Source organism: Mycobacterium sp. E740, from assembly GCF_001672895.1.
GTDB lineage: Bacteria > Actinomycetota > Actinomycetes > Mycobacteriales > Mycobacteriaceae > Mycobacterium.
This window is the reverse complement of record NZ_LZKP01000172.1, coordinates 36,276-51,048: the sequence shown is the minus strand read 5'-3', so window position 1 is coordinate 51,048 and position 14,773 is coordinate 36,276. Positions and strand designations below refer to the sequence as shown.

The following is a 14,773-nucleotide window of genomic DNA, read 5'->3' as shown; positions in this document are numbered from 1 at the left end:
GTCGGCGCGGTGCTGTACAAAAGGCTCTGACCTTCGGAACCATTGGGAAGCGGGCGCAGGCGTTGACGCGGATCTTCGACAACATCAAACAGGACTTGGGATCGCACCTGGAGAAGACACTCCAGGTGTCCAACACCATGGACGTCGCCGTCGGCTACTTCAACTTGCGTGGCTGGAATGTCTTCGACCAGTTGGTCACCGATAAGGCCGCAAACTGGAGCGAAGGCGATCCGCCGATCGTCCGGATCCTGATCGGCATGGTGACAGCCGGAGTGCAGCAGGAAACGCTCGACGCGCTCCAAGCGGATCTGGAAGGCGCAGACGAATCCGATGCCGACGCGAACGCCGCGCGGGAACGCAAGGCGGTCCTGATCGAGCAACTCCGCTTGCAGCTAATGCGCGGTCTTCCGACCGCGGCGGACCGTGCGGTCCTGCAATCGCTGCGCGAACTGCTCGCCACTGGTGCCGTCGAGATCAAGGTGTTCACCCGCCGACCGCTGCACGGCAAGACCTACATCTGCCACCGCGAGGACCTCAACAATCCGATCACCGGGTTCGTCGGCTCGTCGAATCTCACCCGCCCCGGCCTCACGGTCAACTACGAGCTCAACGTCGATGTCCTCGACACCACGGCCGCCGAGACCCTTGCGCAGTGGTTCTTGGACCGCTGGGCCGATAAGTTCAGTCGGCCGATCACCGCAGACATCCTCGATCTCCTTGACGAGTCCTGGGCTCGCCGCGAGCCCAGGCGACCATACGAGGTGTTCCTGAAGGTCTGCTACGACTTGTCCCGCGACGTGCGCGAGGGATTGGCCGAGTACTCGGTGCCGAGTGCGATCCGAGAGCAGCTCCTGGGCTATCAAGCCACCGCGGTGCAGACCCTGGCCCGGCGGATCATGACCCGCAACGGGACCATGCTCGGCGACGTTGTCGGTCTCGGTAAGACACTGACCGCCATTGCGGTCGCGTTGATGCTCCGCGACGAGCACGGCTACATGCCGCTGGTGGTGTGCCCGAAGAACCTCGTGAAGATGTGGGAAGAACACTTCGAGGCGTACGACCTACACGGCCGCGTAGTGCCGTACTCGATGGCCCACGCGGTCCTGCCGACGCTGCGCCGGTACCAACTGGTCATCGTTGACGAATCCCACACCCTGCGCAACGACGCCCGCCGGGACTACCAGGCGATCCAGAGCTACATTCACGCCAACGACAGCAAAGCGCTGCTGCTGACGGCCACTCCGTACAACATCCGTTTCCAGGACGTGGCCAACCAGCTCGGCCTATACATCGATGACGATGACGACCTGGGCATCGCCCCGGTCAATGCAATCGCCGCCGACCCCCGGCTCGTCGACAAGGTCGACGGGAAGACAACCACGATGGCTGCGTTCCGACGGTCCGAGGATCCGGACGACTGGAAACGCCTGATGAGCGAGCACCTGGTGCGCCGAACTCGCACGTTCATCAAGAACAACTTCGCGCAGACCGACGCTGACGGGCAGTATCTCGAATTCGTCGACGGCAGCAGATTCCGCTTCCCGCAGCGCATCCCGAAGCCAGTCGACCACTCCTTCGGCGACGACGACCCCGCCGCGTTGATGGCCGGCAACGCCACCCTGGACACCATCACCGCGCTGCGGCTGCCCCGCTACGAGCTCGGCAACTACCTATCGCCCACCGCGGCACCGACCGAGGCGGAGCAGGAGTTCATCGACAACCTGGCTCGTGGCCGCGGACACGTCGCCGGGTTTGTCCGCACCACCTTCTACAAGCGGCTTTCATCCTGCGGGCACTCATTCACCCTGTCGCTCAAGCGACACGTCGCCCGCAACGACTTGTTCCTGTACGCCATCGCCAACGGGTTGGCGATCCCCGCCGGCACGATCACTGAGAACCAGTTCGGTGAGGATGACGACCCAAACGACGAGAACAACGAGGACACAGCGGCCAGCGCCGAGGCGCGGTACACGCAACTGCAGGAGACCAACCCGGCAGGCCTGACGTGGATCCGTCCGGAGCTGTTCACCCCCGCTCTGCGTGAGGCTTTGGTCGAGGACACCACCGCGCTTCGGGCGTTGCTCAACCTGTACGGCGATTGGAAACCGGAGACCGATTCCAAGCTCGACGCCCTCATCCACCTGCTGCAGTCCGACCACCTGGACGAGAAGGTCCTCGTTTTCACCGAGTACAAGGACACCGCCGAGTACATCGGAGCCGCGCTGCGGGCTGCGGGCATCGACAAGGTCGACGTTGCCACCGGTGACAGCGAGAACCCGACGCGCATCGCGCAGCGGTTCTCGCCGCAGTCGAACACTCTGCCCGGCCACGAACCCGACGTCACACCCGACGGGGAGCTGCGGGTCCTCATTGCGACTGACGTGCTCAGCGAGGGGCAGAACCTGCAGGACGCGCACATTGTCGTCAACTACGACCTGCCGTGGGCGATCATACGACTCATTCAGCGCGCAGGGCGCGTCGACCGCGTCGGGCAGAAAGCGGACAACGTCCTTCTCTACTCGTTCTTCCACGAGTCGGTGGACAACGTGATCGACCTACGCCGCCGCATCAGCGCACGCCTGCACGCCAACGCGGAGGCCTTCGGCTCCGACGAACTCTTCTTCGGCTCGGACGGCGAAATCCAGACCATCGCCGACCTGTACAACGGGACCCTCGACGACAACGATTCCGGGGACGATGTCGATGCGTCGAGCCTCGCCTACCAGCACTGGATACAGGCGGCCGAAGGGCATGACGATCTCGCGGCGAAGATCGCCGGGATGCCCGACATGATCTCCGCTACGCGCCGAAAGCGCATGACCGACGACGACACCGGGGTGGTGTGCTACGTCCGCACCGACTCCGGAGTCGACGGGTTCGGCCGCGCGACCCCGGACGGCACCACCTCACTGCTCACCGGGCATGAAGTGCTCAAGACCTTCGAAGCTGCCCCCGAGGAGCCCGGCCTGGAGCCAGCTGAGGACCACGACTCTCTCATCGAGACACTGGTCCGCGGCCCGCTATCCACCCCGACCCTGGCAGCTGGACGACTCCGAGGGGTTCGTCGAACCCTATGGAACCGCCTGGGCGCCACGCTGTACAGCCACAACGCCGACACATCGGCGGCTCTCGACGACCTGTATCAGCACCCGCTCACCAAGGACGCCGAAAACCGACTCCGACGCGCCGTCCGCAACCAGGCGAATAACGACGAACTCGCCACGCTGATCACCGCGTTGCACCGCGACGGAGACCTCACCGTCACCGCCCGCAGCGGCAAGGACCCGATCCGCATCGTCTCCAGCATGGGAATCCGCGAATGACCGACAACCGATTCCTCGACCTCGTCGACGCCCACGAATTCCGCACCTTGTTCATCGACGAGCTCGGCTGGGACAACCCCGACCGCCCGCCGCTGACGCTCGAGATCGACGGAACCGACTACACCCTCAACCAGGTGGCTGGGTACAAGGGCCTACGCATCTGGCACTGCCCGGTACTGCCACCCCGGCCCGTGCAGCGGCAGATCGACGTCCTCGTCGGCAAGGACAACTTGGAGCGGCTCGTCATCTTCACCGATGAGCACCGGCAGGAGTGGCGGTGGCCGCGCCGGCAGCAGCTGGGGTCAACCAACGCAAAACTCGTTGTCCACCAGTACCACAACGGTGACCGCACCACTCATCTGGCCGATCGACTCAAAGCGATCGAACTCGACTTCGACGAAGATCTCCCGCTCGTCATGCTGCTGGATCGGATGCGTGATGCGTTCGATCGGGAAGCCGAAACGGCGTCGGTCGCAGCCGCACGCCTCATGGGCACGCTGTACACCCACCTCGAATCCGCCGGTGTCGGTGAGGACGAGGCCACTCTGCTGCTCGCCCGGCTCCTGTTCCTGTTCTTTGGCGATGACGCCGACATGTGGCGCCCGCCTGCCCTATTCGAGAATCACCTGCGCAACCACACCACCCCGGAGACTCTTCACACCGATCTGATCGAACTGTTCGAGGTGCTCAATGCTCCGGCTGATCGCCGGACTGTGGACGCAGGTAGCCCGCTCAGCTTTTTCCGTTACATCAACGGTGGGCTGTTCGAGGACCCGATGCGGTTGCCACACCTGCCGACGGACTTCCGCGGTGCGTTGCTGGAAGCTTGCAGCTTCAACTGGTCGGTGATCTCGCCAGCGGTCTTCGGATCCATGTTCCAGACGGTCAAGAGTAGGGAGGCCCGGCGTCACGGCGGTGAGCACTACACCACCGAAGCGAATATTCTGAAGACGATCCAGCCCTTGTTCCTCGATGAGTACCGCGATCGGCTCGATCGGGCCTGGAATGACAAGGGCCAACTCACCAAGTTGCACAACGACCTTGGGCAGCTTCGAGTCCTCGACCCGGCTTGCGGATGTGGAAACTTCCTCGTAGTGGCATACCGGGAGTTACGTGCTCTCGAGCTGGACGTACTAAAGCGCCGTCGAGACCTCGACATGGAGGCGATCGCCGCCGGTAAGAAGGTCGAGCGTGCCCAACTTTCGCTGGACGTCACGGCGAACATCAAAGTCACACTCGACCACTTCTTCGGCATCGAGATCGAGGAGTGGCCAGCGCGTATCGCAGAGACCGCGATGCTGCTGGTGGACCACCTCGCTAACCAGCAGATGGCCGAGGAGTTCGGCGTCGCGCCTGACCGCCTGCCGATCAGGATTGCACCGGAGATCAGACACGCGAACTCGCTTGAAATTGAATGGAGTGCCGTTTGCGCCGCCGATTCGGGACTACTTGTGATTGGCAACCCGCCCTATCTAGGGCCACGCCTGCAATCTGCTCGGCAGAAGGCCAATCAAAAGTCCATCTGGGGTGACGTCTCCGGATCGGGCACACTCGACTACGTAACTAACTGGTTTCTGAAGGCTGCGCGCTTCATCAGTGGAACTGAAGCGCGGGTCGCATTCGTCTCGACCAATTCAATTACTCAGGGCGGTCAGCCAGCCATTATTTGGAGCCAGCTTCACAAACTAGGTATGCGCATTGACTTTGCACATCGCACGTTCGTGTGGGGTAACGATATTCGTGACTCCGCGGCTGTCCACTGCGTGATTATTGGTTTCAGCTATGGGGGTAGCCGGGGTCCGAGAATCATTTGGACAGAAGATTACTTGGGATCTGAGCCTGTGCGTGCGGGCAATATCAATCCGTTTCTCCTGGACGCCCCCGATATGTATGTGTGGAGTATCAGTAAGCCGATCGTGGCCGGCGTTCCACCGATGTCGGTAGGTAATGAGCCGCGAGACGGCGGTCACCTATCGAAGATTTCTGCGGAGGACGCAGAGCTGATCCGACGGGCGGATCCCTTAGCAGCGAAGTATCTCCGTCGTCTCGTTGGAGCTCGGGAGCACCTCAATTCGCAGTGGCGTTACTGCCTCTGGTTGCTGGATGCATCCCCGTCCGACATCGAATCGTCACCGGTACTGCGTGAGCGGGTCGCATTGGTTGCCGCTGAACGGAACGGTGCGAAAGGCGCGAAAGGACGAGCGGCCGACCGGCCGTGGCGATTCGGTGCGATCTTCCAACCCGCCGACGACTTCTTGCTTGTGCCCAGTGTCTCGTCAAAGGATCGCATGTATATCCCTGTCGCGATGTACGGCAGAGATGTCATTGTGAACAACTCCGTATTCTTTGTTAGCCCGGCCGATCTCGTAACCTTCGCATTTCTGCAGAGCAAGCTCTTCACGAACTGGGTGAGTGTTGTCTCAAGTCGGATGAAGTCGGATTTCCAAATTTCCGTAGGATCGGTCTACAACACCTTCCCCTTCCTCGCTGTAGACGCTACACAGCGTGAATTACTCACTGACAAGGCGACCGCCATCCTGACGGAGCGCGAGAAACACCCCAGCTTGTCTCTGGCGCAGATGTACGACCCCGACGCAATGCCGCGGAGGTTGCGAGAACTGCACGCTGAATTGGATATCGCCCTGCTACGGATGTATGGGCTCACCCCAGAGGTAAACGACTACGAAATCTCTGCCGCGCTATTCGAGAGATACGCAGCGCTGGTAAGTGACTCGACGAGCACTAGGTACGACGCGGGGTTCGACTCGGCGGAAGCAGTAGACCAGCGGAAGTCACCGCGGCGATGAGCGCGTCTACCCCCGTAATTACGCTGCATTTGACGGGGGAGGAACACCGGGATGGCGCACGTCAATCCACCGAAAGTTCTTGATGTACGGGGAACGCCTGGTGACGCGTAAGGAAGAACTGCGCATGCAGGTGGACTACCCGTCGGACCCGCACACCCGCCTCAAGCACGCCTTCTACCGCCGGTACATCGCGTGCTGGATGGGTAAGGTTCTGCAGGGCAGGTGGGCGAAGCCGGGGACGATCATCGACGGATTCGCCGGTTCCGGGATGTACTCCGATGGCCTCGACGGCAGCGCGATCATGATCGCGAAGTTGTTCCGCGACCACCTCTGCCGCCCGAACTTCCAGCCGCTCACCTACGTAACGAACGACCTCGACCCGCGCCGCTGCGACGCGCTGGACAGGCGCATGAAAGCTCTTCCGGCAGACGACCGAATCCATCACATACCGGTCGGCCCGAAGAAGTTCGAGGACATCGTCGCCGAGGTGCGAAAGCAACACGCGCCGCCGGGAACACAGACAATGTGGATCATCGACCCGTACGGACTCAAGCAGATCCCTTGGTCCACCGTCTCGGAGATCGTGAAGGTCCCCAAAAACGACGCGGTGATCACGTTCATGGCCGACGAAGCTCACCGATACCGCACTAATCCGGCGATGGTCTCTGTGATGAACGGCCTCTACGGCGACCGCTCCTGGCAGAGCATTCCCGACGGTCTCAGCACAGCGCAGTCCAAGGCCGCGCTCGTCAAGCTTTACTGCGACAAGCTAGAAGCGCTCGGGTGCCACACCTCATCGTTCGACGTCGACGTCGCACGCCGGTACACCCGGTACTCGCTGATCTTCGCAACGCACCATCAGGCAGGGCTCGAATGCTGGAACTCCGCTAAATGGTCTGCGGACCCCACCAGCGGCCGCGGGGCCAGCGCCGTCACAGCGTTTCAGCCGAGTTTGCTCGAACCCGACATTCAGCCCCTGATCGATGACTTCCGGAAGCGTGTCGGTATTCACGATTTCGCCGAGCTGGTCAACCAAGCGCAGATCCTCGGTCACACGGAACCACATGTTCGCACCACGCTCGACGAGCTGTTTCGCGAGGGGGTCGTGGTCCGGTTGTCTCCATCCACCGCGCCGAAGAATGCACCCTGGCCGGCTACGAGCCGCATCCGAATATTCGAGGCGGCACCGGACGATGAAGGGGACGACAGCGAGGCTTAGGCTGTTGCCGCACAGGGCATTTCGTCCCACAGCTGCCCGTCGAGCTCACGGCCGGCGGCCTTCGGGGTGCGACCGCCCCACTGCTTGAAGAAGAAGGGCACCTCGGCCTCGGTGCACGCATCGCGGATGCCGCGGGCCCAGGACAGCTGCATCGGCCGGTACCGCGGCCCGCTCTCGCCACCGGCGATCACCCAACCGATGCCAGTCAGGTCAATCCCGTCGAGCGGCCCGAGCAGCGGTTCACACGACAGGAACCGGACGGCGGCTGGCACCTCGCGGAGATGGTCGACTCGACTGAGGACATCCGAGCTCTCCACCGAAACTCCCATCCAGAGGTTGTCCGGCCAGTCCAGCTTGTCGGCCACGCGCCGGAGCCGCAGACTCCGCTTCGTCAGTACCTGGTAGGTGTGCTGCGGGGTGTCACGGCAGACGTCGAACACGTCGCGGATGAAGTCGAGTGGCACCTTCACGTGGAACAGGTCGCTCATCGAGTTCACGAACACCACGCGGGAGTTACGCCAGCGCCGCGGCTCGTCGAGGGCTTGCGGGTGGATTGTGACGCCGAAGCCGGGACCTGAGGTGCGAGGGTCGCCATCCTGCTGGTACTTCGCCGAGCCCATCGCCTTCAGGCGTTTCGCCAGAGTCATCGCGTAGCAGTGGTCGCAGCCTGCGGACACGCGGTCGCAGCCGGTGACGGGGTTCCAGGTCGCCTCGGTCCACTCGATCGCTGACCGGTCCGCCATCGCACACTCCCCTCAGCTAAGGCTTCTTGCTGTTGCGGTCACTCTATGGTCAGGTACCGACGACGTCGCACAGAGCCATTGTTGCCGGTGTGTCGGGAGTGGCTCGCGCGCGCGTGTCGGCACTGTATTCGGTGGGGTTCGAACCAAAAGGTGTGACGGGCACGTCCGTGTCTCAATCATTCCTCGGGGTACCGGGACGCGAGCTCCTTGGCCCATGTCCAGGCATAGCTCTTGTTTCTGCGGAATCGAACCTTGTTGGCTACTTTCGGCATCCGCGTGATTAACTCCGCGGCTTCAAGATCCCTGATCGGGTCTTGAATGCTGCTCAGATTCTCGAATCCCAGTTCGTCAGCCAGTTTCGAGAGTGCGAATTCCCTCCCTCCGCGGGCAATTCCCACCATCACCGACAGGCGATGCGCCTGGCCGAACAGCACGCGCGACAGCTCACGCAATTCATTGCTTTCAGCCAGAGACACGACTAAATCCTAACTGCAACAAGTGTTACGCGTTACGCGTAACGCGTTGTATCCTGGACGCGTGGACCGGCCGCTTCTGACTCCCAATGCGGTCGTACTGGTTGCGATCGACGCTCTGGGACGGCACGCGGAACAGATCGGTGCTGAACTAGGTCGCGATTCTTGGATTCGTCAAGCACTCATCGAGGAAGCGCTGCAGGCGCTTCCGTGCGGCCTTGCGCAACGGGCATTACGGCGGTTGAGGACTGGCAGGCGAAGGGTAAGCGAAACGGCCGCCGACGCAGTCTTCTACGACTTGACATTGAATGGTTGGCTCATCCCACGGGGCGTGCACTCAGAAGCAACGTGGGAAATCGACACCGGTCGGCAGGATGAGATCGATGGACTGTGGGCGGCACTCACCGATTTAGAGCGACGCGCAGTAGAGCGAGCAGCTCAGCGGACGATGGCACTATCTGTCGCCTGGTCGAACAAGCTGCGGGCGCGGGATGAATCTAGAACATCCACGTCGAGGTCGTCCAAGCCGTAACGGCGCCATCCATTGCCGCGGTTCATCTGCGTCGATAGACGGAATCCGCCCTTGCGCAGCCGAACGGCCTCAACTCGGACGCGGCGGTCTCGATGGTGGCGGAACGGCGCCTCCCATCGAAGCGAGTCGGTCTCCGCCCAGTCGATGACACGGGCCCTTGATAGGGCGTTGTCCATCTCGCTCGCAGTCTGAAAGCGTTGGCCCGGAACAGAATGCACGGACTTGGTCAGGGCACGACGCAAGGATCGCGATGCCCAGATGGGGTGGCTGCGCTCGGCCATTGACAGCGGAGAAACGCCTCGCAGCAGTCGGCGCACTACGTGTGTCTTAGGGTACGCGTCATAGTCGAATCCGCCTTTGAGCAACTCCAGCAGCACGAGTCCCATCGGGTACAAGTCGCTCGCTCGGGTGAGAACGCCAGTTCCGACCAGTTCGGGTGGGCTGTACAGCGTGGGGATGTCCAGCGCCGGGGTGCGCCCGTCCTCGCCGATGCGGCCGGCGCAACCCAAGTCTCCTACCCTGGCGAGGAATTCGTCACCGGTCAGCAGAATGTTGGGGCTCTTGATGTCACGGTGCAGGATGCCGTGCACCTCATGGAGGTGTCCCAACCCACGTAATGCAGCCTGCACGATGCGTACGGCTTCTGTAGGGACGAATCGCTCGCCGCGGAGGAATGCGTCGGTCAGGCTACCCCGTTCGTAGTACGGGGTGACGATCTCAATCACCCGCATCGGTTTCGGAAAGCCGTCAACAACCGGTGCAGCCAGGATCGGCACCACGTGGTCGTGTCGAATCTGTCGCAGGATTGCTGGCTCCGGCAGCACGTCATCGAGATTCGAGAGGTCGACCCGCTTTCCGACCTGCTCGCACTGCAGATTCTCATCCCACCAGACGCGCACCGGGTTGGAGCCCTCGGGCAGCGTCTGCAGGCACTCGAAGGCCAGGCGGAGTGGACGGGAGCGCTCGAGGCCGGGGATCCTGGGTTCACTCGGCATCTGAGCAGGCACCGTCACGTCGTGCCCCCGACCAATGTGTAGGCAGCGGCGTACGCCTCGGCTAATCCTGTCGTCCAGAACGTCGGTCGTTGCGCGAAACCCAGTACAGCGAAGTCGAATGTATCGAGCGACTTCGGTAAGCAGCTGATCGCCGTTCCAATCGTCTCCGTAGTTAGGGTTTCGTAGGCGACGTTGAGTTCGGCGGCCGCGAACATGACCGCGCATATAGCTGTGACGCGGGCGTAGACCTGGTTGTACTGCAGATTCCTGAAAGCGCGCGTCTGGACGAGCCCCACCGCGTCTACCCGGGCGGCCTCGAGCTCCTGCTTCACGCGCTTGGCGAGGTCGCGGAGACTCTGCGCTTCGGGCAAGTCGGCAGGTGTCAGCTTTGGGCTCGTAACGGGCACTGGGGTCGCTGGTCCTTCATCGCGGCGTTCCACGACGGCCAGCAACAGCGTCCCTGCCTCGACGTTGAACCCCGCAGCCCGCATAGGTCTATTGTCCATGCCGTCAACCGCGCCGTGTTCCGACGGGCTAACGACGCCATGCTTCGTGTTCGGGACGGCTATGCCGGATGGCCAACCCGATTCCGATCTCACCAACATTCCGCAGGAGCTGCAGTGCGGCGCTCACCGCGGGAGATCGTTGTAGTGCTGCTGGCATTCCGGACATACAGGCATGTCCGTGTGGTCTCGGCACGGCACGAAGTAGACACCGCAAAGTGCACGTACGGCCGAGCCCTCGATGGTGCTGCCGGCAATGTGCTTGCGGTGGGTGTAGTGGCAGTGTTGACCCGGTTCGGATTCAACGAGTTCGTGCCGTTCAACATAGGTCTCCAACTCAGCGAGCCTGGCTGTCCAACTCCCCGGTTCAGCGATGTTGGAGTAGGTGTCTCCGTATCGGTCCCAACCTTCCTGGGGCGGATTCAACGCCGCGAGGACGCGGACCGTGAGCTGCCATAAAAGGTGTTGTCCGGCGTACTGGGCGACGGGATCGATCTCGACCACGATGTCGTCGGATTCGTAGTCCGGTTCACGGACCGGGTTGACCGTCACCGTCAAGGTGGCCAGGGGTACCTTTCCGGGTAGTGGGTGGTCGATGGTGAAGCGGTCGGTTCCGCCTGCGTGAACCCTGCGCAGTGCCTCTAACACCCGGACTTGCACCGTCAGCTCCCACTCTGTGATGAGTCGAGCTGCCGTCTCTCGCTTGAGGAGTCGTCGATCCGGTTCGGTGGGCAACCATCGCTGCGGTGCGTTGCCTGCGTTGTCGGCCGCGACGCGCATGTAGAAGTCGTCATGATCCTCGTGACCGCCCTTGGCCAAGCCCGCGACGACCAGCCAATGCACGCCCGTTTCCGGATCGACCCACACGCCACCTCGCCACTGCGCAACCTTGACCTCCATGAGTCGCAGCTGCGTGCTGCTGGCGATCGGCCCGACCGGGTTGTCGTCGGCGGCAACCATGCCGAAGGTTTCCGTCGCCTTGGCGATGATCGGGTGCGGTAGTTCGCTCAGGGGGTGAAGCGCGTCGTAATCACCGGCGTCCAACATCCGGCGCGGATACGGTGACGACCAGCCGTCGCGAAGGTCTTCGACCAGCAGGCGGATGGTTGGTCGGGTGCGTCGGCTGTGCATGCACAGCTCGACGCACCCGACCGTCCATCGATTCACAACAGGTCGGCGACCTCGTCGATGGCTCCATCGCGCGTCTTCGGCTGGGAGGCGAATCGCTGCGCAAGTTCGCGGCGGTCACGCTCGCGACGGGACTCGAATTCGAGTAGATCGTGCACGCGAATGCGGCGGTCACGTCCAACGCGATCGAACGGGATCTCACCGCGATCAAGCAGCTTGTAGAAGTGAGTCCGGCTCATCCCCAGACGCTTCGCGGCTTCATTCGGGGTGAGTGTCTCGCTCTGGTCGATGACAGCGAGCTTGGCGCCCTCACGCACGCAACGTGTGACGTGAAGCAGGACGGCGCGCAGCTCGACGCCAGCGGTCTGGGCGTAAGCGTCCAGAGCGGTGAGCTGCTCTGCCGGAATGTTCGAGGTTTCGATGGTCTCCATGCCAACCGTCCACAGATGTCATAAAAGTTCTAGATGTCACAGATGACAGTACTCGGCGGTGGCGACACGGTCAATCCCGATGTCGTCGAGGTAACACTGATTGTGGATAACCGGGCCAATCATGCGGCCGCCAGTCCGCAGTCAGTCCGCAGCACATCCGCATGCCGTCCGTGACACCCAACCCAACCAACAACTGCTGACCTGCAGTTTCTCACGCTGTCCAACGACGCCAACTCAATCAAACTCCCTGGTGTCGTGGTTCGGGACGAAGAGGTCGTGGGTTCGAATCCCGCCACCCCGACGCGTGTGTTTCGCCTCAGCGGTGGCTGTGCATCTTCGCATAGAGGGCGACGGATCCCAGCTCGGCGACCCCGAGCAGAAGCAGTGGCCACACCGCGCCCCCGACGAACGCGACCCGCAACGGATGCTGTGCGGGGAAAGCGACGTCCGCGAACTGCGTGCCGGCGACGAACAATCCGAGCGTGACCAGAACCCAGCCGCAGAGATACACCTCGAGCAGCATCTGCACGTCGAACATTGCGATCTCCCGCCTGAGCCCACGACGTTGTAGGCGACGTACCCGGCAGCATAAATGCAAAACCACAGCTCGCGCTCGACGACCTGCGGAGCCGTTACCGAAACGAGTTTGACCGGCGACGACGCGGGTATTGGGAGACCGTGACTCAACCGTCGACGCTGATCGAACCTGCCCTGCCGAAGGCCGTCGGGCCGCTGTCGGCAACCATCATCGATCTGCTGCAGCGGGGTCGGCCCGCGTCGCATCTGCGTCCGATCGACGTGCCGATGTATGAGGCCGACCCGTACGGCCTCGACCTCCAGCTGGCGCTCTACGTCTGCTACGAGTTGCACTACCGCGGCTTCGCCGGCGTGAACCCCCGGTGGGAGTGGAACCCCTCGCTGCTTCAGCTTCGGAGCAGGCTCGAGGACGTGTTCCTGTCGGCGGTCCGCCACGACGTCGGCGAGATCGCCGAGGGCGAGACTGCCGACGCAGAAATGGACAAGCTGTCGATCGAACCGGTCGACGGCGAGGGCCCGTCGTATTACCTGCGCGACAAGGGCACCTGGGAGCAGATGCTCGAATACTTCGTGCACCGCTCGGTGTACCACCTCAAAGAGGGCGACCCGCACGCCTGGACCATTCCCCGGCTGGCCGGCCACGCCAAGGCCTCGTTCGTCGCGGTCGAGTTCGACGAGTTCGGCGGCGGCCGCGGTGAGCATGTGCATCAGCATCTGTACGCCGAGCTGATGGACGCGGCCGGCCTGGACTCGACGTATCTGCGCTACCTCGACAACGTGCCCGCCGACGCGCTGGCGTCGGTGAACCTCATGTCGCTGTTCGGCTTGCACCGCGAGTGGCGCGGGGCGTCGATCGGCCACTTCGCGTCGACGGAGATCACGTCGTCGCCCGGCTCACGACGGCTGGTGGAGGGATTGCGCCGGCTGGGCGCCCCGGAAGCCTGCGTCGCGTTCTATCAGGAACATGTGGTGGCTGACGCCGTCCACGAGCAGGTGGTTCGCACCGACGTGGTGGGCGACCTCGTCGCCCGGGAACCGCAGCTGGACCGCGATGTCGTGTTCGGTATCCGCGCGCGCGACGTGGTCGAGGAGCGGCTGGCCCGCCACCTGATGGACTGCTGGGCCGAGGACCGCTCCTCGCTACGCCGACCGCTTGGCTGACGGTTCGCCACGCCGCCGACAGCGGTGGCTCGTGTCGCACAACGGGTAATCCTTGCTGCGCCGGCACGTGCAGACCGCGACCATGAACCGGTCCGATTCCACGACCTCACCGTCGGGCATCTCGATACGCACCGGGCCCTGCACCATCAGCGGGCCGTTCGGCACGACCCGCACGATGCGAGGCTCGGCGTCGCTCACGGCTTGTCCGCCCGGATGACCAACAGTTCCTCTTCCCGACGGCCGGGTTCCAGGCGGCCGGTCTCCTCGAGCCACCCGGCCCGCGATGTCAGCACGGGGCCGAACGGAATCCACTGCCGTGCAACGACTTCAGCGTCGAGTCCAACACTGGCCAGCGCCCCGAGGGTCTGTCGCGGGTCCGCGAACTCCGACTGCACCAGCAACAGGCTGCCGCCGTGGTCGAGGATCTCGGGCACCGCCGCGCACAGCGGGTCGAGCACCATCCGACCGTTGCTGCCGGCGTCCCAGGCACGCGCCGGGCCGACGTACGCCGGCAGCGGGTCGCAGTCGGCGGCCGGATCGTGCGGAACATACGGCGGATTGCAGACGACCAAGTCGAAGGGTCCGAATTCGGCCGCCCGAGCCCACGATCCGAGCCGCACGTCGACGTCGACACCGGAGGCCAGTGCATTGGCCCGCGCACAGCGCACCGCGCGGGCACAGATGTCGAGCGCGGTGACCGATGCGGCGCCCTGTTCGGCGGCCCCGACCGCGACGACCCCACTGCCGGTACACAGATCAACGACGTGCCGCCCGCGCGCGAGCGCGGCTCCGTCCATTACCTCGATGAGCAGTCGCGAATCTTCCTGTGGCGCGTAGACGCCCTCGTCCGCGACCAACGGGTCGCGGACATCGGTGTATGCGGTTGTCACATCGGCCTTTCGACAGGGTCCTCAGCTGCGG

General features: G+C 63.2%; 13 protein-coding genes. 4 read left to right on the top strand and 9 right to left on the bottom strand.

Annotated elements, in window-relative coordinates:
- The first annotated feature begins 62 nt into the window (after nt 1-62).
- From A5663_RS16320 to tcmP, 3 genes are all read left to right on the top strand, one after another.
- Entirely contained in the window at nt 63-3,323 is a 3,261-nt protein-coding gene (locus A5663_RS16320) for a helicase-related protein (protein WP_068151167.1), read from the top strand.
- On the top strand, nt 3,320-6,130 hold the full coding sequence (locus A5663_RS16315) for a DNA methyltransferase (RefSeq protein ID WP_050597091.1): 2,811 nt from the start codon (nt 3,320-3,322) through the stop codon (nt 6,128-6,130). The genes A5663_RS16320 and A5663_RS16315 overlap by 4 nt, the downstream gene beginning before the upstream one ends.
- A gap of 100 nt (nt 6,131-6,230) precedes the next feature.
- A complete protein-coding gene (tcmP, locus tag A5663_RS16310; RefSeq protein WP_165614105.1) occupies nt 6,231-7,349 on the top strand; it encodes a three-Cys-motif partner protein TcmP in 1,119 nt (372 codons plus the stop codon).
- On the opposite strand, the gene A5663_RS16305 is transcribed toward tcmP, so the two are convergent.
- The 7 genes from A5663_RS16305 to A5663_RS16275 form a co-directional block, all read right to left on the bottom strand.
- Nucleotides 7,346-8,092, bottom strand: coding sequence for a DUF5131 family protein (locus A5663_RS16305; protein WP_068151161.1), 747 nt, complete (start codon nt 8,090-8,092; stop codon nt 7,346-7,348). The genes tcmP and A5663_RS16305 overlap by 4 nt on opposite strands.
- A gap of 176 nt (nt 8,093-8,268) precedes the next feature.
- Nucleotides 8,269-8,568 carry a hypothetical protein gene (locus A5663_RS16300; RefSeq protein ID WP_079634664.1) on the bottom strand — a complete coding sequence of 100 codons (300 nt, stop codon included), beginning with the start codon at nt 8,566-8,568 and terminating at the stop codon, nt 8,269-8,271.
- A 435-nt stretch (nt 8,569-9,003) separates the two neighbouring features.
- Complete coding sequence (locus A5663_RS16295) at nt 9,004-10,092, bottom strand: protein kinase (RefSeq protein ID WP_032668584.1); 1,089 nt, start codon at nt 10,090-10,092, stop codon at nt 9,004-9,006.
- A 14-nt stretch (nt 10,093-10,106) separates the two neighbouring features.
- Nucleotides 10,107-10,583, bottom strand: a complete 477-nt coding sequence (locus tag A5663_RS16290) for a hypothetical protein (RefSeq protein WP_231976806.1) — start codon at nt 10,581-10,583, stop codon at nt 10,107-10,109.
- A 138-nt stretch (nt 10,584-10,721) separates the two neighbouring features.
- On the bottom strand, nt 10,722-11,726 hold the full coding sequence (locus A5663_RS22710; RefSeq protein WP_156744508.1) for a DUF3039 domain-containing protein: 1,005 nt from the start codon (nt 11,724-11,726) through the stop codon (nt 10,722-10,724).
- 32 nt (nt 11,727-11,758) lie between these two features.
- The gene (locus tag A5663_RS16280) at nt 11,759-12,154 is read right to left on the bottom strand and encodes an excisionase family DNA-binding protein (protein WP_032668582.1); all 396 of its coding nucleotides are present in this window, start codon (nt 12,152-12,154) and stop codon (nt 11,759-11,761) included.
- Nucleotides 12,155-12,470: 316 nt separating this feature from the next.
- Nucleotides 12,471-12,692: a hypothetical protein gene (locus tag A5663_RS16275; RefSeq protein ID WP_068151157.1), complete on the bottom strand. Its 222-nt coding sequence runs from the start codon at nt 12,690-12,692 to the stop codon at nt 12,471-12,473.
- Nucleotides 12,693-12,832: 140 nt separating this feature from the next.
- Here A5663_RS16275 and A5663_RS16270 point away from each other — a divergent pair, with 140 nt between their 5' ends.
- Nucleotides 12,833-13,852, top strand: coding sequence for an iron-containing redox enzyme family protein (locus A5663_RS16270; protein ID WP_068151155.1), 1,020 nt, complete (start codon nt 12,833-12,835; stop codon nt 13,850-13,852).
- On the opposite strand, the gene A5663_RS16265 is transcribed toward A5663_RS16270, so the two are convergent.
- Together A5663_RS16265 and A5663_RS16260 are read right to left on the bottom strand one after the other, a co-directional pair.
- Nucleotides 13,832-14,050 (bottom strand): CDGSH iron-sulfur domain-containing protein, encoded by a 219-nt coding sequence (locus A5663_RS16265; protein ID WP_197503430.1) that lies wholly within the window; start codon nt 14,048-14,050, stop codon nt 13,832-13,834. The two genes, A5663_RS16270 and A5663_RS16265, sit on opposite strands and share 21 nt — an antisense overlap.
- Nucleotides 14,047-14,742, bottom strand: a complete 696-nt coding sequence (locus A5663_RS16260; protein WP_068151153.1) for a HemK2/MTQ2 family protein methyltransferase — start codon at nt 14,740-14,742, stop codon at nt 14,047-14,049. The genes A5663_RS16265 and A5663_RS16260 overlap by 4 nt, the downstream gene beginning before the upstream one ends.
- Between the last annotated feature and the right edge of the window lie 31 nt (nt 14,743-14,773).

Coding starts and splice junctions, on each gene's coding strand:
- A5663_RS16315 (WP_050597091.1), top strand. CDS start 3,320: ATGACCGACAACCGATTCCTCGACCTCGTCGACGCCCACGAATTCCGC.
- A5663_RS16305 (WP_068151161.1), bottom strand. CDS start 8,092: ATGGCGGACCGGTCAGCGATCGAGTGGACCGAGGCGACCTGGAACCCC.
- A5663_RS16295 (WP_032668584.1), bottom strand. CDS start 10,092: ATGCCGAGTGAACCCAGGATCCCCGGCCTCGAGCGCTCCCGTCCACTC.
- A5663_RS16290 (WP_231976806.1), bottom strand. CDS start 10,583: ATGCGGGCTGCGGGGTTCAACGTCGAGGCAGGGACGCTGTTGCTGGCC.
- A5663_RS22710 (WP_156744508.1), bottom strand. CDS start 11,726: ATGCACAGCCGACGCACCCGACCAACCATCCGCCTGCTGGTCGAAGAC.
- A5663_RS16280 (WP_032668582.1), bottom strand. CDS start 12,154: ATGGAGACCATCGAAACCTCGAACATTCCGGCAGAGCAGCTCACCGCT.
- A5663_RS16275 (WP_068151157.1), bottom strand. CDS start 12,692: ATGTTCGACGTGCAGATGCTGCTCGAGGTGTATCTCTGCGGCTGGGTT.